We start from the raw sequence: 19806 nt of genomic DNA, 5'->3' as shown, positions 1-19806 counted from the left end.
TTCCCGACACGGCGCGAATCGAACCTGCCGCGCGACCGGCGCACCGATGTGCGGCTTCGACGCGCACACCGGGAGCAGACCTGATTGCCACCCGCAGTCCGTCCAGCCCGCACACCAGCCGGGCTGTATGCGCAGCTACCGCGCTTCGCCCTCGTCGGCTGCCACCGTCGCCCCAAGCACATCGGACAACTTGAGCACCGGGCAATGCGCACCGGCGCTGGTCACCGCATCCCGGTAGGTATCGGTGACGGCACTGGCAATGGCATGGGCCGCGTCCGCCCCTTCCGCCATCGCCGAGTAGTACGACAGGTCCTTGAACGCGTTCGCCATATGGAACGGCAGGCTGGACGTGTCGCCGGACGCCAGGAACGGACGCAGCCGGTTCAGCGCGACCCCGCCGCCGCCGCCGTTTGCGAGGACCTCGGCGAGCACCGCCGTGTCCACGCCCGAGCGCTTCGCACAGGCGACGGCTTCCGACAGCAGTGCAATGGTCCCGAGCGACACGAAGTTGTGCAGCAGCTTCATGCTGTGTCCCGCACCGAGCTCACCCACCCGCGTGATGTTTTCCGCGAAGCACGCGAGCACTGGCCGCACCTCGTCGAACAACGACGGCGTCGCGCCGACCAGCAGGTTCAGCCGCCCTTCGTGCGCTTCCCTGGCGCCGCGCGTCATCGGTGCGTCGACGAGACGGCCGCCGGCGGCCTCGACGAGCCGCGCCATCCTGACCGTCGACTCCGGCACGGCCGTCGAACAATCGACGACGATTGCGTTGTCCTTCAATCCCGCCAATACGCCCTGCTCGCCGGTGAGCACCGCTTCGACCTCCGGCGAACCCGTCACGCAGAGGATGACGACGTCCGCTTCCTGAGCCAGCTCGCGCGCCGTCTTCACGGTCCGGACGCCGCCGCGCAACAGCTCGTCGAGCGGCTGGTTGCCGGGATGCTCGACGACCGTGAGCGGATAGCCGTGCTTCAGGATGTTGCGCGCGATACCGTGTCCCATCAAACCGACGCCGATCAGGCCAATCTGTTGTTTCATGTGATTTCCTTCCGTCAAAAACGATGGTGCCGCGGCACCGACGCCGCGGCGAAATGGGTCGCCGTTATCGATCGATCAGGCGTGCCGGCAAGAGCATCGTGAGAACCAGGCCGAGCAACAGGCAGCCGACCATCAGGAACAGCGGCGCGGTCAGGCCGCCCGACACCTGCTTCAGATAACCGACAGCATAAGGCCCGAAGAAACCGCCCAGGTTGCCGAACGAACTGATCACCGCGATGCCCATCGACACCGATGCGGTGCCGAGCGCCGCGGTCGGCATGCTCCAGAACAGCGGCGGAAACGAGATGAGGCCGGCGTTCGCAATGCAGAGTGCGAACATGCCGAGCCACAGCTGGTCGCGCCAGATCACCGACAGCCCCAGCCCGGCCGCGCCCATCAGGAGGAGTGCGGCGACGTGCAGGCGCCGGCCGCCGCGCCGGTCCGCGCTGCGCCCGAACAGCACCATCACGACGACGGCCACCGCGTTGGGCAGCGCCGCGAGCAGGCCGATCACGAAGTCGCTGCCGATGCCCATCTGCTTGATCATCGTCGGCGCCCAGAACGTGTAGCCGTAAATGGCGAACACATCGAGAAAGTAGATCACGCAGAACGCCCAGACGAGCCAGCTCGAGAAGAGGCCCTGGTGACTCGCCGCCGCGGTGATCTCGCGATCCTCCGCCAGCACGCGCGTCAGGATCGCGCGGTCCGCCTGCGAAAAGCGCTCGCTGCGCGTGACGTCGTCGTCGAGCCCTTTCCACACGTAGAGGGCCGCCACGAAGGCCGGTAGCGACTCGACGATGAAGATCCACTTCCAGCCCGGGATCTGCATTGCGCCGTCGAAATACTGGAGGATGAAGCCGGTCAACGGCGAGCCGATCAACCCCGCGAGCGCAAGGGCGGCATAAAACAGCGAGAGAATCCGCGCGCGCCGGTGACGCGGGAACGCGTGGGTCATGTAGAGCACGATGGCCGGAATGAAACCGGCCTCGGCGACACCGAGCAGGAAACGCATCACGTAGAACTGCATCGGCGTGGACACGAAGGCCGTCAGCCCCGACACGATGCCCCACGACACGACGATCCGCGTGATCCAGCGCCGCGGCCCGACCCGCACCAGCAGCATGTTGCTGGGCACCTCGAAGATCACGTAGCCGAGAAAGAAGATCCCGGCGCCGAAGCCGAACACCGCGTCGGAGAAGCCCAGGTGCTGGCTCATCTGCAGCTTGGCGAAGCTGACGTTGACGCGGTCGATATACGAAGTGACGTACGCGAACATCAGGATCGGCAGGATATGCAGCGCAAGCCGACGAAACAGCCGGTCCTCGTGCGCCGGGTTGTGCGTCGATGCCGGTGTTGCGATGCCGCCCGGGCTGCAGGTCGCGTCGATTTCCACGTTTGTCTCCGAAGGTTCATGGATGGCCCCGCTCACCCGCGCCGCGCGTCTGGATCGCAGCGCGCGCTGTCGAACAGGTATGTGCGAGTGGGGACCGTTCGAATCTACCGGCTGCCGAATCCGGCCGATATGCGAAATCCTTCAAGCGGCACTTCGAATATCTCGAATGCACGCGCCATCGGTCGCGGCACGGTGCGATGCACAAGAAGCGAGACCCTGAATTCTAGCGGCCGATCCCGCCCTCTGCGTTGTGCCGCGACCTGCCGGGTGCGTCGCGGTGTGCGGCGCAGCATCGGCTGCCGCTCAGGGTTAGCCCCAAAGCGCCCGGCGCGATGGCGGGCGTCGAGCAATGACATACTTCCGCAAGCTTCAATGGAGAATCCGCGCTTGTTCGATCTCACGTCACTCGCCCTGTTCGTTCGTGCATCCGAGCTGGGCAGCCTTTCGCGCGCCGCGCAGCAGTCCCACATGTCACTGTCCACCGCCAGCCGCCGTATCTCGCTGCTCGAGCATCACTTTCGCGTGGTGCTCCTGAACCGCACGGTGGCCGGCGTCGAACTCACGCCCGCCGGCGAAGCGCTGCTGCGCCATGCGACCGACCTGTTGCTGCGCACGGACGCGATCTACAGCGAGCTGTCCGACTATACGAAAGGCTCCATCGGCCGGGTCCGCGTCTTTGCGAACATCTCGGCGATCAGCCAGGATCTGCCCGATCAGTTGCGCGCGTTCTCGCAGCGCTACCGCGACATCAAGCTGCAGATCAGCGAGCTGAGAAGTTCCGACATCCTGCAGGCGCTGCGCGAAGGCCGGGCCGACGTGGGGATCGTCACGTCCCGGACCGCGACCGAAGGGATCCATCTCGCGCCGTACTGCATGGACCGGGCGAGCGTGGTCGTCCCCGAGGACTACGGCCTCGCCGGCGATTCGATCGACTTCAACGCCTTGCTCGAGCACGATCTGGTCGCACTGGACGACCGCTCGGAGCTCACGCGTTCGATCGTCAGCGAAGCCGCGCTGCTCGGGAAATCGGTGCGCTTTCGCGTGCAAGTGCAGAGCTTCGAAGCGATGTGCCGGCTGATCGCCGCGGGCCAGGGCATCGGCATCCTGCCGGAGCGCGCCGTCGCGCTGTTTCGCGAACCCATGCACCTGCGCTTCATCCGCCTCAACGCGCCGTGGGCCAACCGGATCATGTCGGTCGGCATCCGCACCGGGGCCGTGCCGCAGCCCACCCGCAAGCTGTTCGAGTTCCTGGCGTCGTTCGCGCCGGCGTCGCTCGCCGCGGGCGACGCCGGGCCGTCGAACGACTGATACCGCCGCCACGCGCACGGGTTCGCCTGCGCCTTGCAGATTCTCGAAGGTCCCGTTTACGAATCCGCACTTCCTTCGCGCGTCGGCGACACGGTAGATTCGACTGACGGATTCAGTCGTCCGCCCGTTACCGCAGCGGAAGAGACGCAGGAGACACGCCGGCGCCATTCGATGCGATCGGGGGTGACGTCGCGTACGACGCCTTGCGCCGTGCGCGCTGCCCGACTCGCGCCCGCCTCCTGCATGCCCCTTCCCTGCGGCACGCCATCTTCATCCTGGAGGTTTCCCGCAACATGAAGAACCCACATCGCATCGCGGTCATCGCCGGCGACGGCATCGGCAAGGAGGTGATGCCCGAAGGCATGCGCGTATTGCGCGCCGCCGCCGGCCGCTTCGACATTCCGCTGGCATTCGACGAATTCGGCGACTGGTGCACCGAGCACTACGTTCGCCACGGCACGATGATGCCGGCTGACTGGGCGCGCCAGATCGGCGGCCACGATGCGATCTTCTTCGGTGCGGTCGGCGCGCCGGACATCGTGCAGGACCACGTCGCCGTGTGGGAATCGCTGATCAAGATCCGCCGCGCGTTCGATCAGTACGTGAACCTGCGCCCGGTGCGCCTGATGCCGGGCGTGCCCGCCCCGCTCGCCGGACGCCAGCCCGGCGACATCGACTTCATCGTCGTGCGCGAGAACACCGAAGGCGAGTATTCGTCGGTGGGCGGCCGGATGTTCGCCGGCACCGAGCGCGAGATCGCCGTGCAGGAGTCGGTGTTCTCGCGCGTCGGCGTCGACCGGGTGCTGAAGTTCGCGTTCGAACTCGCGCGCTCGCGCCCGCGCAAACAGCTGACGGCCGCGACGAAATCCAACGGCATCTCGATCACCATGCCGTTCTGGGACGAGCGCCTCGCCGAGATGTCGGCGCGCTTCCCCGACATCGAAGCGCGCAAATATCACATCGACATTCTCTGCGCGCACTTCGTCCAGAATCCGGATCGCTTCGACGTCGTCGTCGCGTCGAACCTGTTCGGCGACATCCTCTCCGACCTCGGGCCCGCCTGCACCGGCACGATCGGCATCGCACCGTCGGCCAACCTGAATCCGGAGCGCCGGTTTCCGTCGCTGTTCGAACCGGTGCACGGCTCGGCGCCGGACATCGCCGGCCGCGGCATCGCCAATCCGATCGGCCAGATCTGGTCGGCCGCGTTGCTGCTGCAGCATCTCGGCCAGGGCGACGCGCGCTACGAAGCGGCGGCCGCCGAAATCGTCACCGCTATCGAGTCCGTCCTCGTTGCCGGCCCGCGTACGCCCGACATGGGCGGCACGGCGACCACCGTGGAACTCGGCGCGGCGATAGCCGACACCATCGCCAATCCCGCATCGATCGAGGAATGACACATGCAATTCGGCCACTACATCGACAACGCCCGCGTCCTGCCCGGTTCGGGCGCGCATCTTGAAGTCATCGATCCCAGCACCGGCGAACCGTTCGCGACGATTGCGCGCGGCGACGCAACGGACATCCAGCGGGCCGTTTCCGCCGCGCAGCGCGCGATGGGCGAGACCCTCGACGGTCCGTGGGCCAGGCTGTCGCCGGTCGATCGCAGCAATCTGCTGTTCGCGTACGCCGCGGCCGTCCTGAAGCACGCCGACGAACTCGCGCAGCTCGAGGCGCGCGACACCGGCAAGGCGTTGAATACCGCGCGCACCGATGCCGCCGTGCTCGCCCGCTACCTCCAGTACTACGCGGGATGCGTGGACAAGCTGCATGGCGACACCCTGCCGTACACCGCCGGGTTCACCGTCCTGACGGTGCGCGAGCCGATCGGCGTGACGGGGCACATCATTCCGTGGAATTACCCGATGCAGATCTACGGGCGCAGTGTCGGCGCGTCGCTCGCCGCCGGCAACGCGTGCGTGGTCAAACCGGCGGAGGACGCGAGCCTGTCGATCCTGCGGCTGGCCGAGATCGCGGCCGACATCGGGTTTCCGGCCGGCACCGTCAACGTCGTCACGGGACTGGGCGCCGAAGCCGGTGCGGCACTGTCGGCCAATGCGGGCATTCGTCACATCTCGTTTACCGGGTCGACCGGAACGGGGGCGATGGTCGGGCGCGCGGCCGCCGAGCGGCACTGCCCGGCGGTGCTCGAACTGGGCGGCAAGTCGCCGCAACTGCTGTTCGACGACGCCGACCTCGAACAGGCGCTGCCCGTGATCGTCAACGCGATCGTGCAGAACGCCGGCCAGACCTGTTCGGCGGGTAGCCGCCTGCTCGTTCAGCGCAGCATCTACGAGCACGTGCTGGATCGTCTGGGTGAGCGATTTGCGTTGCTGCGGTCAGGGCCGCCGTCGATGAATCTGGAGATGGGGCCGCTCGTCAACGCGAAGCAGCAGGCGCGGGTGCGGGCCATCGTCGCGCGCGCGGAAGCCGACGGCATTCGCGTGGCGGCCCGCGGCACGATCGCGGCCGGCGCGTCGCGCGCCGGTTATTACCAGGAAGCGGTGCTGTTCCGCGACGTTCCGCCCGAGAGCGAACTCGCGCAGGAAGAAGTGTTCGGCCCGGTGCTCGCCGTCATGCCGTTCGACGACGAGGCCGACGCGGTCGCGCTCGCGAACGGCACGCAGTATGGCCTCGTCGCGGGCGTCTGGACCCGGGACGGCGCACGCGGGCTGCGGCTCGCGCGCAAGCTGCAGGCCGGGCAGGTGTTCATCAACAACTATGGGGCCGGCGGCGGCGTGGAACTGCCGTTCGGCGGCGTGAAGGCCAGCGGGTATGGACGCGAGAAAGGGTTTGAAGCGTTGCTGGGGTTTACCGCGCTGAAAACCATCGCGATCCGGCACGAGTGACGGCGGCGGGACGCGACCCGATACGCGACGAGGCGCGCTGACCGCAACGCCGGCAACGACCGGCGGCGCCGTGTCAGGGCGCCTCGATCCCTTCCGCCCGCGTCGCCAGGAATCGCAGGTACTTGTCGTCCTCGTCCTCGAACAGCTCCGGCCCGCCGCCCATGTACGCGCGCATCAATTCGTCCGCGGCGCGGTCGAGCTCATCGAGTTCGAACTGACACTGACCGAGCCGCAGGTGCAGAAACGGATTGCCGACCGCATCGGGGAAATGCATCGCGTGCTTGAGCGTGTCACGCCCGGTCGCGTAATCGGCCTGCAGGAAATGCGTGTCGCCGATGGCGGCCATCAACCAGGTTCCGGCTTCCCAGTTGGTCTTCGGCTCGGGCAGCAGGTCGAATGCTTCCCGGTATTTCGCCAGCGCGCCGGCGAAGTCGCCGGCTTCCGTCAAGTCATCGCCCGCCTCGCTCAGCGTGCCGATGCGTTCGTAAAGCACGTCGTCCAGTTCTGCCATGTCGAACCCCTTTCTCCGAAAATGAATGCCGCTTGGCGATCGAACCGTACCGCGCCCTGACCGCGCCCGTCAATCGCTCGTCTTCTCCCGCACCGCATTGTGCAAGTGCAGCTTCATGAAGTCAGCCGCCGCCAGCAGATTGATCAGCGTCAGGTGTTCGCGACAACGGCGCGCCGCCTGAGCGCGATCGACGGCCTTGCGGTTCGCCATCAGCCGACGCAACCGGTCGAGACGGCGCATCAATGCGTCGCGATCGACGCGGAAGGTCGGCTCGAGTATCCCCGCCGCCTCGATCGGCAGCCGATACCGGTAGCCCTGCCGATACGTCTGCGCGGACGTCAGCACGGACTGGAGCATCCAGCCATGCCCGGGCCGTCTTTCGATCCAGCCCTCCTGCACCATCCGTCGCAGGATCGCGTTCAGCTCCGCACGCGCGATCTTCCGGACGATTCCGACGCGCTTCCTGACCGGCGTCGCGCGAACGGCCTCCGGCCACCGCGAGGCCGACTTCCGGTATCGTTGACGGATGCGCCAGTTCCGGCACGCATCGCATCACGATCCGTTCGCAGCATTCAACTCTCAACTCGCAGGAGCATTCATGATTCTGGAAATGGCATCGCTCGAAATCGATCCGTCGCAGGCCGAGCCGTTCGAAGCCGCGGTTCGCCAGGCACTCCCGTTGTTCGCCCGTGCGCGCGGCTGCGGCGGCGCCGAGCTGCACCGCGTGATCGAGCGCAGCGGCGGGTATCTGCTCGTCGTCAAGTGGGACACCGTCGACGATCACATGGTGCATTTCCGGGAGTCGGACGACTTCCAGGCGTGGCGGCAACTGGCCGGGCCGTTCTTCAAGAGCCCGCCGCAAGTCGTGCATACGGAAGTCGCGGTGAAATAACCGGCAATCGCCACAGGATCCTCATGACCGTCGACCCTTCCGTCCTCGCCGCATTCACCCCGACCGGCAAACTGCGCGCGTCGATCAATCTCGGCAACCCGATCCTCGCGAACCGCGACCCGGCGACGGGCGAGCCGTTCGGCGTGTCGATCGACCTCGCGCGTGCGTTCGCCGAGCGCCTGTCGGCCAACCTGGAACTCGTGGTGTTCGACGCCGCCGGCAAATCGGTGCAGGCGCTGACCGAGGAGCGCGCCGACTTCGGCTTCTTCGCGGTCGATCCGTTGCGCGGCGAAACGGTGGCGTTCACCGAGCCGTACGTGCTGATCGAAGGCTTCTACCTCGTGCGCGACGATTCGCCGATCCGCGGCAACGCCGACGTCGATCAGCCGCACAACCGCGTGGCGGTCGGCAAAGGCAGCGCGTACGACCTGTTCCTCACGCGCGAACTGAAGGCCGCGCAGATCGTGCGCGCGCCGACGTCACCGGCCGTCGTGCCGACCTTCGTCGAACAGCAGCTCGAAGTCGCGGCGGGCGTGAAGCAGCAGCTCGAAGCCGACGCGGCGAAAGCCCCGGGCCTGCGCCTGCTCGACGAGCGTTTCATGGTGATCCGCCAGGCGATGGGCGTACCGAAGAGCCGCGGCGAAGCGGCCGCCGCTTTCCTCGGCGCGTTCGTCGAGGAGATGAAGGCGTCGGGCTTCGTCACGGATGCGCTGCGTCGGCATCGCATCACGGGTGCGTCGGTCGCGCCGCTGCGCTGACCAACGCATCACCCTGCCCGACAGCACGCCGGCACGCCGGCGCGCACTCAATCGCGCAGGTAACCGCCCTTCCCCGGGTCCGGCATCGCGAACGACACCACGAACACCACCGCGCCGAGCGCGGCCACATACCAGAAGAACGTCGACTCGATGCCGGCCGATTTCAGCGACAGCGCCACGTATTCCGCCGACCCGCCGAATACCGCGTTCGCGATCGCATACGGCAGGCCGACGCCGAGCGCGCGCACTTCGGGCGGAAACAGTTCGGCCTTCGCGATGCCGCTGATCGACGTATAGAAACTGACGGCCGCCAGCGCGCCGACGATCAGCAGGAACGCCACCAGCGGATCGTGCGACGTTTTCAGCAGCGTGAAGAACGGCACCGTGCCGAACGTGGCGAACACGCCGAACAGCATCAGCGAGCGGCGCCGGCCGATCCGGTCGGACAACGCGCCGAACGTCGGCTGCATCAGCATGAACACGACGAGCGCGCCCGTCATCAGCGCACTGGCGGTCTTCGCGTGCATGCCGACCGTATTCACCAGGTACTTCTGCATGTACGCGGTGAACGTATAGAAGATCAGCGACCCGCCGGCCGTAAAGCCGATCACGGTCCACAGCGCACGGCGATGCGTGCCGAGCCCCTTCAACGAACCCGCATCGTCGCGGCCGCGCGTGCGGGCCGTCGTCGTTTCGTCGAGCGCGCGGCGCAGGAACACCGACACGACGGCACCCACCGCGCCCAGCGCGAACGGAATGCGCCAGCCCCATGCGATCAGCTGGTCGTGGGTCAGCCATTGCTGCAGCACGACCACCACCGCAAGCGCGGCAACCTGCCCGCCAATCACCGTCACATACTGGAACGACGAGAAGAAGCCGCGTCGGCCCGGTTGGGCGATCTCGCTCATGTAGGTCGCGCTCGTGCCGTATTCGCCCCCCACCGACAGCCCCTGAAGACAGCGCGCAACGACCAGCAGCGCCGGCGCGGCGGCACCGATCTGCGCATGGGTCGGCAACACCGCGATCGCGAGCGATCCGCCGCACATCATCAGCACCGACAGCACCATCGACTGCTTGCGGCCATGCCGGTCCGCGATGCGGCCGAACAGCCAGCCGCCGATCGGGCGCATCAGGAAGCCGGCCGCGAACACGCCGGCCGCGTTGAGCAACTGCGTGGTCCGGTCACCGGACGGGAAGAACGCATGCGCGAAATACAGCGAGCAAAACGAATATACGAAGAAGTCGAACCACTCGACCAGGTTGCCGGACGATGCACCGACGATCGCACGAATGCGGCGGCGCGTGTCGGCAGACGTGGCCGTCACATCGGACGGCACGGTGTTGGCTTTCATTGCTGTCTCCTTCCATGAAGTCCCGCTGCCGGTCTGACGCCGTATCGCCGGGATCTCCTTTGCTGGCAGGGCGAACGCGACCCTTGGCGGTCGCGCTCGCCGCTCGGTCAACGCATCACGAACGGATTGCCCGTCGGCGCGCCCGTGTTGATCCACACGCTTTTCGTCTGCAGGTATTCGTCGATCGCGGCGATGCCGTTCTCGCGCCCGAGCCCCGAATCCTTGTAGCCGCCGAACGGCGACATGAAGCTCACCGCGCGATACGTGTTGACCCATACGGTGCCCGACTCGATGCGCTCCGACATCCGGAACGCCCGGCCGATATCGCGCGTCCACACGCCGGCGCCGAGCCCGAAGCGCACGTCGTTGGCGAGCGCGACGGCCTCTTCTTCCGTATCGAAGCGGATCACGGACAGCACCGGGCCGAACACCTCCTCCTGCGCGATGCGCATGTCGTTGCGCACGCCGGTGAAGATGGTCGGCTCGACGAACCAGCCGTCGCCGCATTCGGCGCGCGTCGCCGCGCGGCCGCCGAGTGCGAGCTGCGCGCCTTCGTCGCGGGCGACGTCGATGTAGTGCAGCACCTTGTCGTACTGCGCGCGCGTCGTGACCGGGCCGACCTGCGTGCCCGCGTCCATCGGGTCGCCCATGCGCGCGGTACGCGCCAGCGCCACCACGCGCTCGACGACCTCGTCGTGGACCTTCGACTGCACGAGCAGCCGCGAGCCGGCGATGCAGGTCTGGCCGGTCGCCGCGAAGATGCCCGACACCGCGCCGTTGACCGCATCGTCGAGGTCCGCATCGGCGAACACGATGTTCGGCGACTTGCCGCCGAGTTCGAGGCTCACGTGCTTGAAGTCGCGCGCCGCCTGCTCGTTGATGCGGCGCCCCGTGGCATCCGCGCCGGTGAACGTCACCTTGCGCACCAGCGGATGCGCGACCAGCGCGCTGCCGACTTCGTTGCCGAACCCGGTCACGACGTTTACGACACCGCGCGGAAAGCCGACCTCCTCCAGCAACTCGACGAATTCGAGCGTCGACGCCGACGTGAACTCCGACGGCTTGATCACCGCCGTGCAGCCGGCGGCAAGTGCGGGCGCGAGCTTCCACGCGAGCAGCATCAGCGGCGAATTCCACGGCGTGATGATCGCGACCACGCCGAGCGGCTCGCGTCGCGTGAAGTTGAAGTAGCCGGGCTTGTCGAGCGGGATCACGTCGCCCTGGATCTTGTCCGCGAGGCCGCCGTAGTAGCGATACCACTGCGGCAGATACGCGAGCTGGCCGCGCATCTCCGCATACAGCTTGCCGTTGTCGCGCACCTCGATCGCGGCGAGGCGTTCGGCCTGCTCGGCAATGCGGTCCGCGAGCCGGCACAGCAGTTGCCCGCGCGCGGTCGCGGACAGCTCGCGCCATGCGCCGCCGGTGAACGCACGATGCGCGGCGCGCACCGCGAGATCGGCATCGGCTTCGTTGCCGCGCGCGAGTTCGGCCCACGGCTGGCCGGTAAACGGATTCTCGGTGTTGAACCATTGACGGCCGTCGGGCTCGCGCCGTTCGCCGTCGATAAAGTGAAAGTAGCGTTGCATGCCGGCTCGCTGAAATCGGGGGTGAGTCGCCCGGGGCCGACGCCGGATGCAGGCATCCGGCAGCGGTCCCGGCGCGGAGTTCGCCGCCCTCCGACCCACGTGCGTCGGACGACGGCGCGTGGATCTCGCTCAGAACGGCGCGTAGCCGAGCGCCGCGCGGAAGCGGTTCTTCACGTACACGCCGTCGCGCGGCGGCAGCGCGCGCGGCGGCTCGTCCGCGCGGATGTGGACCTGCGCGAACACCGGCCCGCTGCGCGCATTCGCGCGCTCGACGATCTGCGCGTAGTCGCGCTCGTCGCGCACCGCGAACGCATCGGCGAGACCGAACCCCTTCGCAACCGCGACGAGATCGGTGCCGAGACTCGAATGGCTCTGCTGCATGCCGGTTTCGCCGTAGTGGCCATTGTCGAGCACGACGATCGTCAGGTTCTTCGGCTGCTTCGCGCCGATCGTCCCGAGCACGCCGATGCCCATCAGCTGCTCGCCGTCGCCCGTCACGACGACGACCGGCTTGTCCGGCTGCGCGAGCGCGAGGCCGAGACCGAGCGCCGCCGCGCCGCCCATCGCGCCCCACAGATAGAAATTGCCGGCGCGGTCGCCGGCCGCGAACACGTCGTACGATGCCGAGCCGAGGCCGCTGACGACGAGCGCGTCCGGCGTGCCGGCCAGCAGGTTGCGGACGAACGCGCGGCGCTCGATGGTCTTGTCGTTCTGCACGCTCATTACTTTCTCTCCCACTTCTTGCGGCCGATCAGGCTCTGCGACAACAGCACGGCGACCTGTTCGCCGGCTTCGAATGCGGCGTCGAATCCCGCGCTGACGATTTCCTCGACGTCTTCCGGGCGATCCGCGCGCATCACCGTGATGCCCATCAGTTCGAGCGCGGCCTGCGTCGTCTTGCCCATCGGGCCCTGCCACGGATTGAATTCCGCGTATTCGCCGCGCATCGTGACCAGCGTGAAGAACGGGAAATTGCCGCTGCGCAGCAGCGAGAACATGTTCACGCAGTTGCCGACGCCGCTGCTCTGCATCAGCAGCACCGCGCGCTGGCCGCCGAGCCACGCGCCGCTCGTGAGCGCGACGCCTTCCTCCTCGGTGGTCAGCGCGATCGCGTCGATCGTGTCGTCCGCGATCGCGCTGCGGATCACCTGCGTATGTCCGGCGTCCGGCACGTACGCGACTTGCGTCACGCCGCCGGCCTTCAGGACGGAAAAGATGGACGCCTGCCACGCCGGCTCGTGTCCCGTTGCTGTACTCATCGCTTGCGCTCCTTCATGAAAGGGTTTCAGGAATCATAAAATGCGATTACTCTCATTCAGAAATAGAGTTTCCTGATACGTGGATCACGATTCGGCATGGACATCAAGCAATTGCGCGCGCTGCTGGCGGTCGCGGAAACGGGTAGCGTCACACGGGCGGCCGACGTGCTGCACATCGTTCAGCCGGCCGTGTCACGCCAGCTGAAGCTGCTCGAGGAAGACGTCGGGACGGCGCTGTTCGAGCGCGGCCGGTACGGAATGGAACTGACGGAATCCGGCGAGATCCTCGCCGAGCACGCGCGCCGCGCACTGCTCGAGCTCGACCGCGCGCGGGCCGAAATCCAGCCGTCGGACGCGCGCATTTCCGGGATCGTGACGATCGGCCTGCTGCCCAGCACGGCGGACCTGCTGGCCGGCCCGCTGCTGAGCGCCGTGAAGGCTCGGCATCCGGGCGTGAGCCTGCGGATCTCGGTCGGCTATGCCGGCCATTTGCGCGACTGGCTCGAATCCGCGGAGATCGACGCGACGCTGCTGTACAACCCGAAAGCCACGCCCGCCATCCAGGTGCAGCCGTTGCTCGGCGAGAGCCTGTGCGTGGTCGGCCCGAGTTCGTCCGACCTGTCGCCCGACCGGCCGCTCGCGCTCGCGGACATCGCCGCGTGGCCGATGATCCTGCCGAGCGCGCCGCACGGCATCCGCAACATGCTGGAGCAGGCGCGGCCCGGGGCCGGCACGACGCTCGACGTCGTCGCCGAAACGAATGCGATGAGCGTGCAGAAAAGTCTCGTCGCGCGCGGGCATGGCTTCACGGTGTTGCCGAGCATCGCGGTGATCGACGACATCGCGCGCCACGCACTGCGCGCGGCGCCGCTGTCCGACCCGGAGCTTCAGCGCACGATCGTGCTCGCGTTGCCGAATACGCGCCGGATCGCGGCGGCCGTGCGGGCGGTCACCGCGCTGCTCGTCGACGAGATGCGCGCCGCGGTCGAACGCGGCGACTGGCCGTCCGCGCACTGGCTCGCGGACTGAGCGCACGAGCGTGCGGCGTCACGACGGCGCGGCATCGTTCGCGCGCAGCGTGATGCCGGTCCACGTGCCGTTCGCGGACAGTTCGCCGATCAGCTCGACGATCGTCTGCCGCACGGCGAGCGTCGCGGAATTGACGGGTGACGTATTCGACCAGCACAGGCTGGCGGGCCGGCGAATCTCGGGTTCGACGATCCGGCGCATTTTCGGCCGGTTCGACGGCTCGCGCAGCGCCAGCGCGGACGCAGGCAGGATCGTGCAGGCATGGCCCGACTGCGCGAGCGAGATCAGCGTCGGCAGCGAATCGACATCCGCGATGATGTTCAGCGGCACCTCCTCGCGCGCGAACGTGCGCTCGAGCAGCAGGCGCAGCCCGTTCTGCACACCCGGCGCGACGAGCGGTACGCCGGCGAGCGACGCGAGGCTGCAGGTCCGGCCGCGCGACGACACCGTGCCGCCCGGCTCGCCGAGCAGATGCAGCACTTCGTCGAACAGCGGCATCGCGGTCACGCCCGTCGTGTTCGATTCGCGGAACAGGATCGCGAGGTCGAGCCGCCCGTTCGCCAGCAGCTCGCTGATGAAACCGCTCATGCTTTCGATGTACTGCAGGCGGATGCCCGGATAGCGTGCCCGCACGCGTTCGAACAGCGGCACCGCGAGGATCGACGTCATCGTCGTCGGAAAGCCCACCGCGACCGTGCCCGACTCGCTGCCCGCGCCTTCGCGCACTTCCTGGCGCAGTTGCTCCATCTGCCGGAGCACGAGCCGCGCATGCCGGTAGAGCGCCTGCCCGGCGGCCGTCGGCTTCACGCCCTGCGGGCTGCGCACCAGCAGCGTGACGCCGATGTCGTCTTCGAGCTTCGCGATCTGCTGGCTCAGCGACGGCTGCGCGACGAACAGTTTTTCGGCCGCTTTCCCGAGGCTCCCGTATTCAACGATGCTGACGAAATAACGGAGCTGGCGGATATCCATGGCGGGTCGGTCGACGCGAAAGTCATAGGATACCCCTATGACCGGTACATTCAAACGGTATTTCCGCTGCGTTCGCGCATCACCTAAAGTCACTTCAATCGAAATCGAATCAGCCGTCCCGACCGGCGATGGAGGTGACAATGAATGCAACCGGGTCGCATGCCAGCGACGATGCCAAACAGGTCCAGACCGACCTGATCAGTGCCGAACGTGCGGTGGCATTCGCCGCCGCGCTCGATCATCCGATCGTTCCCGCCGCCGGCGACGCGCTGCTTCCCGCGTGGCACTGGCTGTATTTCTGGTCGATTGCGCAGCAGTCCGAACTCGGCCCCGACGGCCATCCGCGCAAGGGCGGTTTCCTGCCCGATCTCGGGCTGCCGCGGCGCATGTGGGCCGGCGGACGGCTCACGTTCGAGCGCCCGCTGCTCATCGGCGAGCACGCGACGCGCACGTCGAGCGTGCTGTCGATCGAACGCAAGGAAGGACGCACAGGTACGCTCGGCTTCGTCACCGTCGAGCACGTGATCGAATCCGCCGGTGAAGTCGCGATCCGCGAGGAACACGACATCGTCTATCGCGGCGCGCCCGCGCCCGGCGCCGCCGAACCCGCGCCGAAGGCCGCGCCCGGCGACGCGCAATGGCAGCGCGACATCGCGCCGGACGAAGTGCTGCTGTTCCGCTATTCCGCGCTGACCTTCAACGGCCATCGCATCCACTACGACCGCACCTACGTGCGCGACGTCGAAGGCTATCCGGATCTCGTCGTGCACGGCCCGCTGATCTCGACGCTGCTGCTCGATCTCGTGACGCGCTCGCTGCCTGGCGCGACGGTCGCCGAATACGCGTATCGCGCCGTGCGGCCGACCTTCCTCGGCAACGCGTTCAGCGTGTGCGGCCGCCTCGCCGACGACGGCAAGACCCTCGATCTCTGGGCGAAGGACCACGACGGCTGGCTGACCATGACCGCCCGCGCCACCCTCGCCTGACCCATTCCGACGATTTCCCCGACACGAAAGATGAATCCTACCGACGCGTATCAAGACATTCGCGAAGCCGTTCGCGACCTGTGCGGCCAGTTTTCCGCGGAGTATTTCCGCAAGATCGACGAAGCGCGCGGCTATCCCGAAGCGTTCGTCGACGCGCTGACCCAAGCCGGCTGGCTCGCCGCGCTGATTCCGCAGGAATACGGCGGCTCGGGCCTCGGCCTCACCGAAGCGTCGGTGATCATGGAGGAAATCAACCGCGCGGGCGGCAACTCCGGCGCGTGTCACGGCCAGATGTACAACATGGGCACGCTGCTGCGTCACGGTTCGGCCGAACAGAAGCAGCGCTATCTGCCGAAGATCGCGAGCGGCGAGCTGCGCCTGCAGTCGATGGGCGTGACCGAGCCGACCACCGGCACCGATACGACGAAGATCAAGACCACCGCCGTCCGCAAGGGCGACCGCTACGTGATCAACGGCCAGAAGGTGTGGATCTCGCGCGTGCAGCACTCCGACCTGATGATCCTGCTCGCGCGCACGACGCCGCTGTCGGACGTGAAGAAGAAGTCCGAAGGGATGTCGATCTTCATCGTCGACCTGCATCACGCGATCGGCCACGGGATGACCGTTCGCCCGATCCCGAACATGGTCAACCACGAGACCAACGAGCTGTTCTTCGACAACCTCGAAATTCCCGCGGAAAACCTGATCGGTGAAGAAGGCCAGGGCTTCAAGTACATCCTCGACGGGCTGAACGCCGAGCGTACGCTGATCGCCGCCGAATGCATCGGCGACGGCTACTGGTTCGTCGACAAGGTGTCGCAGTACGTGAAGGATCGCGTCGTGTTCGGCCGCCCGATCGGCCAGAACCAGGGCGTGCAGTTTCCGATCGCGCGCGCGTTCATCAACGTCGAGGCCGCGAGCCTGATGCGCTTCGAGGCCGCGCGCCGGTTCGACGCGCACGAGCCGTGCGGTGCGCAGGCGAACATGGCGAAGCTGCTCGCCGCCGATGCGTCGTGGGAAGCCGCGAATGCGTGCCTGCAGTTCCACGGCGGCTTCGGCTTCGCATGCGAATACGACGTCGAGCGCAAGTTCCGCGAAACGCGCCTGTACCAGGTCGCGCCGATCTCGACGAACCTGATCCTGTCGTATGTCGCCGAGCACATCCTCGGCCTGCCGCGTTCGTTCTGACGGGAGTGACGAGCATGCGCCCACTGGAAGGAATCAAGGTCGTCACGTTCGAGCATGCGATCGCCGCGCCGTTCTGCACGCGCCAGCTCGCGGATCTCGGCGCGCGCGTGATCAAGGTCGAGCGGCCGGGCGTCGGCGATTTTGCGCGCGGCTACGACGAACGCGTGTCGGGGCTCGCGTCGCACTTCGTGTGGACCAACCGCTCGAAGGAAAGCATCACGCTCGACGTCAAGCAGGCCGCCGCGCTCGAGATCGTGCACAAGCTGCTCGCCGATGCCGACGTGTTCGTGCAGAACCTCGCACCCGGCGCGACGCAGCGCCTCGGCCTCGACTACGACACGCTGCGCGAGCGCTACCCGCGGCTGATCGTCTGCGACATCTCCGGCTATGGCCTCGACGGGCCGTTTCGCGACAAGAAGGCATACGACCTGCTGATCCAGAGTGAATCCGGATTCCTCAGCATTACCGGTTCGGAAGGACAACCCGCCAAGGCCGGCTGCTCGATCGCCGATATCGCGGCCGGCATGTACGGGTACACCAACATTCTCGCCGCGCTGATCGAGCGCGGACGCACCGGACGCGGGCGGCATATCGACGTGTCGATGCTCGAAAGCATGGTCGAGTGGATGAGCTACCCGCTCTACTACGCGATCGACGGCCAGACGCCGCCGCGGCAGGCCGGCGCGTCGCACGCGACGATCTTTCCGTATGGCCCGTTCAAGGCCGGCGACGGTAACACCGTGATGCTCGGGCTGCAGAACGAGCGCGAATGGAAGCATTTCTGCGACACCGTGATCCGCATGCCGGAGCTGGCAGCGGACGAGCGTTTCGGCTCGAACAGCCGTCGTGTCGCGAATCGCGACGCGCTCATGACCCTCATCCTGCGCGCGTTCTCGACGCTGACCGCTGCCGACGTGATCGACCGGCTCGAGCAAGCCGGCATCGCCAATGCGCGGATGAACGACATGCATGGCGTCTGGACGCATGAGCAGCTCGCCGCGCGGCATCGCTGGACGCAGGTCGACACGCCTGCCGGCGAGATCCCTGCCCTGCTGCCGCCGGGCATCACGTCGGCCGACGAACCGCGCATGGATCCGGTGCCGGCGCTCGGCCAGCACACCGATGCCGTGCTGCACGAGCTCGGCTACGCCGACGAACAGATTCGCACGTTGCACGCATCCGGCGCCGTCTGACCGGGCTTTTGCGCGCTGATCGCAGCGCTCCCCTCATCCCACTATCGAAGCTGCTCCGCGTCCGGTTGACGGACGCGAGGGCGCCACACAACTGGAGACAACATGGCGAACACCGTCAATGCCGCCGGCCGGCTCGACCGGCTGCCCATTTCAAGGTTTCACTGGAAGATACTCGGACTGATCGCCGGCGGCGCATTCCTCGATGCGTTCGACATCTATCTCGCCAACGGCTCGGTCGCCGCGATGGTCAAGGACGGGTTCACCGATCTGCGGCATGGCGCGATGTTCGTGTCGTCGACGTTCGTCGGGATGATGATCGGGGCGTTCGTCGCCGGTTACGTCGGCGACCGGCTCGGGCGGCGGTATTCGTATCAGCTCAATCTCGCGGTGTTCGGGCTCGCGTCGATCGCTGCGTGCTTTGCGCCCGATATCGAGTGGTTGATCGTGTTGCGGTTCGTCATGGGCGTTGGCCTCGGCGCGGAACTCGTGGTCGCCGCCGGGACGCTGGCCGAATTCGTGCCGCCCGAGACGCGCGGCAAGTGGGTGTCGTTGCTGGCGATCATCACCAATAGCGGACTCTTTGCCGCGCTGGCAGCCGGGTACTGGATCATTCCTTACCTCGGCTGGCGCTACATGTTTGCGCTGGCGGGTGTCGGCGCGCTGGTGGTCTGGTTCATGCGCAAGCGGATGCCGGAGTCGCCGCGCTGGCTCGAATCGGTCGGGCGGCTCGATGAAGCCGAAGCGACGCTTGCCGCGATCGAGCAGGAAGTCAGCCGGCAGGTCGGGACGCTGCCGCCGGTGCGGCGCATCGTCGATCTGCATGTCGGGAAGGTGCCGCTCGGGGTACTGTTTTCGAAGGGGATGCGGGCACGGACGGCGGTTGCCGCGTTGACCGCGATCGGCGTCAACGTGGGGCTTTACGGCTTTATCGCGTGGCTGCCGACGTTTTTCGTGACGCAGGGGCTGTCGGTCGTCAGGTCGCTCGGGTTCGTGTTCCTGATGTCGATCGGGTCGCCGGTCGGCGGGTTGATCGGGTATCTGATCGCGGACCGGGTCGGGCGCGCGAGGGGAATTGTGATTGCGTCGATTCTCAGTATCGCGCTCGGGTGGCTGTATGTGTCGTTGCGCGATACGACGGCGATCATTCTGGTCGGGTTCTGCCTCGTCAGCGCGATCTATACGATCACGACGCTCGGGTTGTTCGGCTACATTCCGGAGCTGTTTCCGACCGAGGTGCGGTTGCGTGGCACTGGCGTGGCGGGGATGGCCGGGCGGATGTCGTCGATCGGAACGCCTGCGCTGGCCTTGGCGCTTTATCAGGCGTTCGGGGTATCGGGCGTGATCGCGATGGTCAGCGCGACGCTCGGCGTGCTGTGTGTCGCGATCGGGTTGCTGCGGGTTGAAACGGGGCGGCAGGCGCTGGAGGAAGTTGCGCCGGGGACGAGTGACGCGGAGATGGCGGTGGGTAGCCCGGGGGTTACGCAAAGCTGATTGA

The 19806-nt window shown here is 67.0% G+C and carries 19 protein-coding genes; 10 read left to right on the top strand and 9 right to left on the bottom strand.

Annotation, left to right across the window (positions count from 1 at the left end; genetic code table 11):
- Positions 1 to 135: 135 nt before the first annotated feature.
- Together BX604_RS23850 and BX604_RS23845 are read right to left on the bottom strand one after the other, a co-directional pair.
- Entirely contained in the window at positions 136 to 1038 is a 903-nt protein-coding gene (locus tag BX604_RS23850; RefSeq protein WP_098553310.1) for an NAD(P)-dependent oxidoreductase, read from the bottom strand.
- Between the two features lie 64 nt (positions 1039 to 1102).
- A complete protein-coding gene (locus BX604_RS23845) occupies positions 1103 to 2431 on the bottom strand; it encodes an MFS transporter (protein ID WP_098553309.1) in 1329 nt (442 codons plus the stop codon).
- 387 nt (positions 2432 to 2818) lie between these two features.
- Here BX604_RS23845 and BX604_RS23840 point away from each other — a divergent pair, with 387 nt between their 5' ends.
- The 3 genes from BX604_RS23840 to BX604_RS23830 all read left to right on the top strand — a co-directional run bounded on the left by BX604_RS23840 (position 2819) and on the right by BX604_RS23830 (position 6588).
- The gene (locus BX604_RS23840) at positions 2819 to 3739 is read left to right on the top strand and encodes a LysR family transcriptional regulator (RefSeq protein WP_098554012.1); all 921 of its coding nucleotides are present in this window, start codon (positions 2819 to 2821) and stop codon (positions 3737 to 3739) included.
- Between the two features lie 293 nt (positions 3740 to 4032).
- Positions 4033 to 5136, top strand: a complete 1104-nt coding sequence (locus BX604_RS23835; RefSeq protein ID WP_098553308.1) for a tartrate dehydrogenase — start codon at positions 4033 to 4035, stop codon at positions 5134 to 5136.
- Between the two features lie 3 nt (positions 5137 to 5139).
- Complete coding sequence (locus tag BX604_RS23830) at positions 5140 to 6588, top strand: aldehyde dehydrogenase family protein (RefSeq protein ID WP_098553307.1); 1449 nt, start codon at positions 5140 to 5142, stop codon at positions 6586 to 6588.
- A 73-nt stretch (positions 6589 to 6661) separates the two neighbouring features.
- Here BX604_RS23830 and BX604_RS23825 read toward each other — a convergent pair whose 3' ends face one another.
- Both BX604_RS23825 and BX604_RS23820 read right to left on the bottom strand, forming a co-directional pair.
- Positions 6662 to 7099 carry a tetratricopeptide repeat protein gene (locus tag BX604_RS23825; RefSeq protein ID WP_098553306.1) on the bottom strand — a complete coding sequence of 146 codons (438 nt, stop codon included), beginning with the start codon at positions 7097 to 7099 and terminating at the stop codon, positions 6662 to 6664.
- 69 nt (positions 7100 to 7168) lie between these two features.
- On the bottom strand, positions 7169 to 7456 hold the full coding sequence (locus tag BX604_RS23820) for a hypothetical protein (protein WP_179894865.1): 288 nt from the start codon (positions 7454 to 7456) through the stop codon (positions 7169 to 7171).
- A 241-nt stretch (positions 7457 to 7697) separates the two neighbouring features.
- Here BX604_RS23820 and BX604_RS23815 point away from each other — a divergent pair, with 241 nt between their 5' ends.
- Together BX604_RS23815 and BX604_RS23810 are read left to right on the top strand one after the other, a co-directional pair.
- Positions 7698 to 7991, top strand: a complete 294-nt coding sequence (locus BX604_RS23815; protein ID WP_098554011.1) for an antibiotic biosynthesis monooxygenase family protein — start codon at positions 7698 to 7700, stop codon at positions 7989 to 7991.
- Positions 7992 to 8014: 23 nt separating this feature from the next.
- Complete coding sequence (locus BX604_RS23810) at positions 8015 to 8749, top strand: ABC transporter substrate-binding protein (protein ID WP_098553305.1); 735 nt, start codon at positions 8015 to 8017, stop codon at positions 8747 to 8749.
- Positions 8750 to 8796: 47 nt separating this feature from the next.
- Here the strand turns inward: BX604_RS23810 and BX604_RS23805 are convergent, their stop codons facing one another.
- From BX604_RS23805 to BX604_RS23790, 4 genes are all read right to left on the bottom strand, one after another.
- Positions 8797 to 10101, bottom strand: coding sequence for an MFS family transporter (locus BX604_RS23805; protein WP_098553304.1), 1305 nt, complete (start codon positions 10099 to 10101; stop codon positions 8797 to 8799).
- Positions 10102 to 10208: 107 nt separating this feature from the next.
- Entirely contained in the window at positions 10209 to 11687 is a 1479-nt protein-coding gene (locus BX604_RS23800) for an aldehyde dehydrogenase (protein WP_098553303.1), read from the bottom strand.
- Positions 11688 to 11816: 129 nt separating this feature from the next.
- Positions 11817 to 12410 carry a thiamine pyrophosphate-dependent enzyme gene (locus tag BX604_RS23795; RefSeq protein ID WP_098553302.1) on the bottom strand — a complete coding sequence of 198 codons (594 nt, stop codon included), beginning with the start codon at positions 12408 to 12410 and terminating at the stop codon, positions 11817 to 11819.
- Entirely contained in the window at positions 12410 to 12946 is a 537-nt protein-coding gene (locus tag BX604_RS23790) for a thiamine pyrophosphate-binding protein (RefSeq protein ID WP_098553301.1), read from the bottom strand. Before BX604_RS23790 ends, BX604_RS23795 begins: the two co-directional genes overlap by 1 nt.
- A 96-nt stretch (positions 12947 to 13042) precedes the next feature.
- On the opposite strand from BX604_RS23790, the gene BX604_RS23785 reads away from it, so the two are divergent.
- Positions 13043 to 13975, top strand: a complete 933-nt coding sequence (locus BX604_RS23785; RefSeq protein WP_098553300.1) for a LysR family transcriptional regulator — start codon at positions 13043 to 13045, stop codon at positions 13973 to 13975.
- Positions 13976 to 13993: 18 nt separating this feature from the next.
- Here BX604_RS23785 and BX604_RS23780 read toward each other — a convergent pair whose 3' ends face one another.
- Positions 13994 to 14944 (bottom strand): LysR substrate-binding domain-containing protein, encoded by a 951-nt coding sequence (locus BX604_RS23780; RefSeq protein ID WP_098553299.1) that lies wholly within the window; start codon positions 14942 to 14944, stop codon positions 13994 to 13996.
- A 140-nt stretch (positions 14945 to 15084) separates the two neighbouring features.
- On the opposite strand from BX604_RS23780, the gene BX604_RS23775 reads away from it, so the two are divergent.
- The 4 genes from BX604_RS23775 to BX604_RS23760 all read left to right on the top strand — a co-directional run bounded on the left by BX604_RS23775 (position 15085) and on the right by BX604_RS23760 (position 19802).
- Complete coding sequence (locus tag BX604_RS23775) at positions 15085 to 15930, top strand: FAS1-like dehydratase domain-containing protein (RefSeq protein ID WP_098553298.1); 846 nt, start codon at positions 15085 to 15087, stop codon at positions 15928 to 15930.
- 30 nt (positions 15931 to 15960) lie between these two features.
- Positions 15961 to 17118: an acyl-CoA dehydrogenase family protein gene (locus tag BX604_RS23770; RefSeq protein WP_098553297.1), complete on the top strand. Its 1158-nt coding sequence runs from the start codon at positions 15961 to 15963 to the stop codon at positions 17116 to 17118.
- Between the two features lie 14 nt (positions 17119 to 17132).
- Positions 17133 to 18311 (top strand): CaiB/BaiF CoA transferase family protein, encoded by a 1179-nt coding sequence (locus BX604_RS23765; RefSeq protein WP_098553296.1) that lies wholly within the window; start codon positions 17133 to 17135, stop codon positions 18309 to 18311.
- Positions 18312 to 18413: 102 nt separating this feature from the next.
- Complete coding sequence (locus tag BX604_RS23760; protein ID WP_098553295.1) at positions 18414 to 19802, top strand: MFS transporter; 1389 nt, start codon at positions 18414 to 18416, stop codon at positions 19800 to 19802.
- Positions 19803 to 19806: the final 4 nt, after the last annotated feature.

Origin of the sequence: Burkholderia sp. JKS000303, from assembly GCF_002563755.1 — a bacterium.
Taxonomy (GTDB): domain Bacteria; phylum Pseudomonadota; class Gammaproteobacteria; order Burkholderiales; family Burkholderiaceae; genus Burkholderia; species Burkholderia anthina_B.
Note: the sequence above shows the minus strand (reverse complement) of the source record. Positions and strands in the feature narration are given on the sequence as shown.

Coding starts and splice junctions, on each gene's coding strand:
- BX604_RS23850 (WP_098553310.1), bottom strand. CDS start 1,038: ATGAAACAACAGATTGGCCTGATCGGCGTCGGTTTGATGGGACACGGT.
- BX604_RS23835 (WP_098553308.1), top strand. CDS start 4,033: ATGAAGAACCCACATCGCATCGCGGTCATCGCCGGCGACGGCATCGGC.
- BX604_RS23830 (WP_098553307.1), top strand. CDS start 5,140: ATGCAATTCGGCCACTACATCGACAACGCCCGCGTCCTGCCCGGTTCG.
- BX604_RS23825 (WP_098553306.1), bottom strand. CDS start 7,099: ATGGCAGAACTGGACGACGTGCTTTACGAACGCATCGGCACGCTGAGC.
- BX604_RS23820 (WP_179894865.1), bottom strand. CDS start 7,456: ATGCTCCAGTCCGTGCTGACGTCCGCGCAGACGTATCGGCAGGGCTAC.
- BX604_RS23815 (WP_098554011.1), top strand. CDS start 7,698: ATGATTCTGGAAATGGCATCGCTCGAAATCGATCCGTCGCAGGCCGAG.
- BX604_RS23810 (WP_098553305.1), top strand. CDS start 8,015: ATGACCGTCGACCCTTCCGTCCTCGCCGCATTCACCCCGACCGGCAAA.
- BX604_RS23805 (WP_098553304.1), bottom strand. CDS start 10,101: ATGAAAGCCAACACCGTGCCGTCCGATGTGACGGCCACGTCTGCCGAC.
- BX604_RS23800 (WP_098553303.1), bottom strand. CDS start 11,687: ATGCAACGCTACTTTCACTTTATCGACGGCGAACGGCGCGAGCCCGAC.
- BX604_RS23795 (WP_098553302.1), bottom strand. CDS start 12,410: ATGAGCGTGCAGAACGACAAGACCATCGAGCGCCGCGCGTTCGTCCGC.
- BX604_RS23790 (WP_098553301.1), bottom strand. CDS start 12,946: ATGAGTACAGCAACGGGACACGAGCCGGCGTGGCAGGCGTCCATCTTT.
- BX604_RS23785 (WP_098553300.1), top strand. CDS start 13,043: ATGGACATCAAGCAATTGCGCGCGCTGCTGGCGGTCGCGGAAACGGGT.
- BX604_RS23780 (WP_098553299.1), bottom strand. CDS start 14,944: ATGGATATCCGCCAGCTCCGTTATTTCGTCAGCATCGTTGAATACGGG.
- BX604_RS23775 (WP_098553298.1), top strand. CDS start 15,085: ATGAATGCAACCGGGTCGCATGCCAGCGACGATGCCAAACAGGTCCAG.
- BX604_RS23770 (WP_098553297.1), top strand. CDS start 15,961: ATGAATCCTACCGACGCGTATCAAGACATTCGCGAAGCCGTTCGCGAC.
- BX604_RS23765 (WP_098553296.1), top strand. CDS start 17,133: ATGCGCCCACTGGAAGGAATCAAGGTCGTCACGTTCGAGCATGCGATC.
- BX604_RS23760 (WP_098553295.1), top strand. CDS start 18,414: ATGGCGAACACCGTCAATGCCGCCGGCCGGCTCGACCGGCTGCCCATT.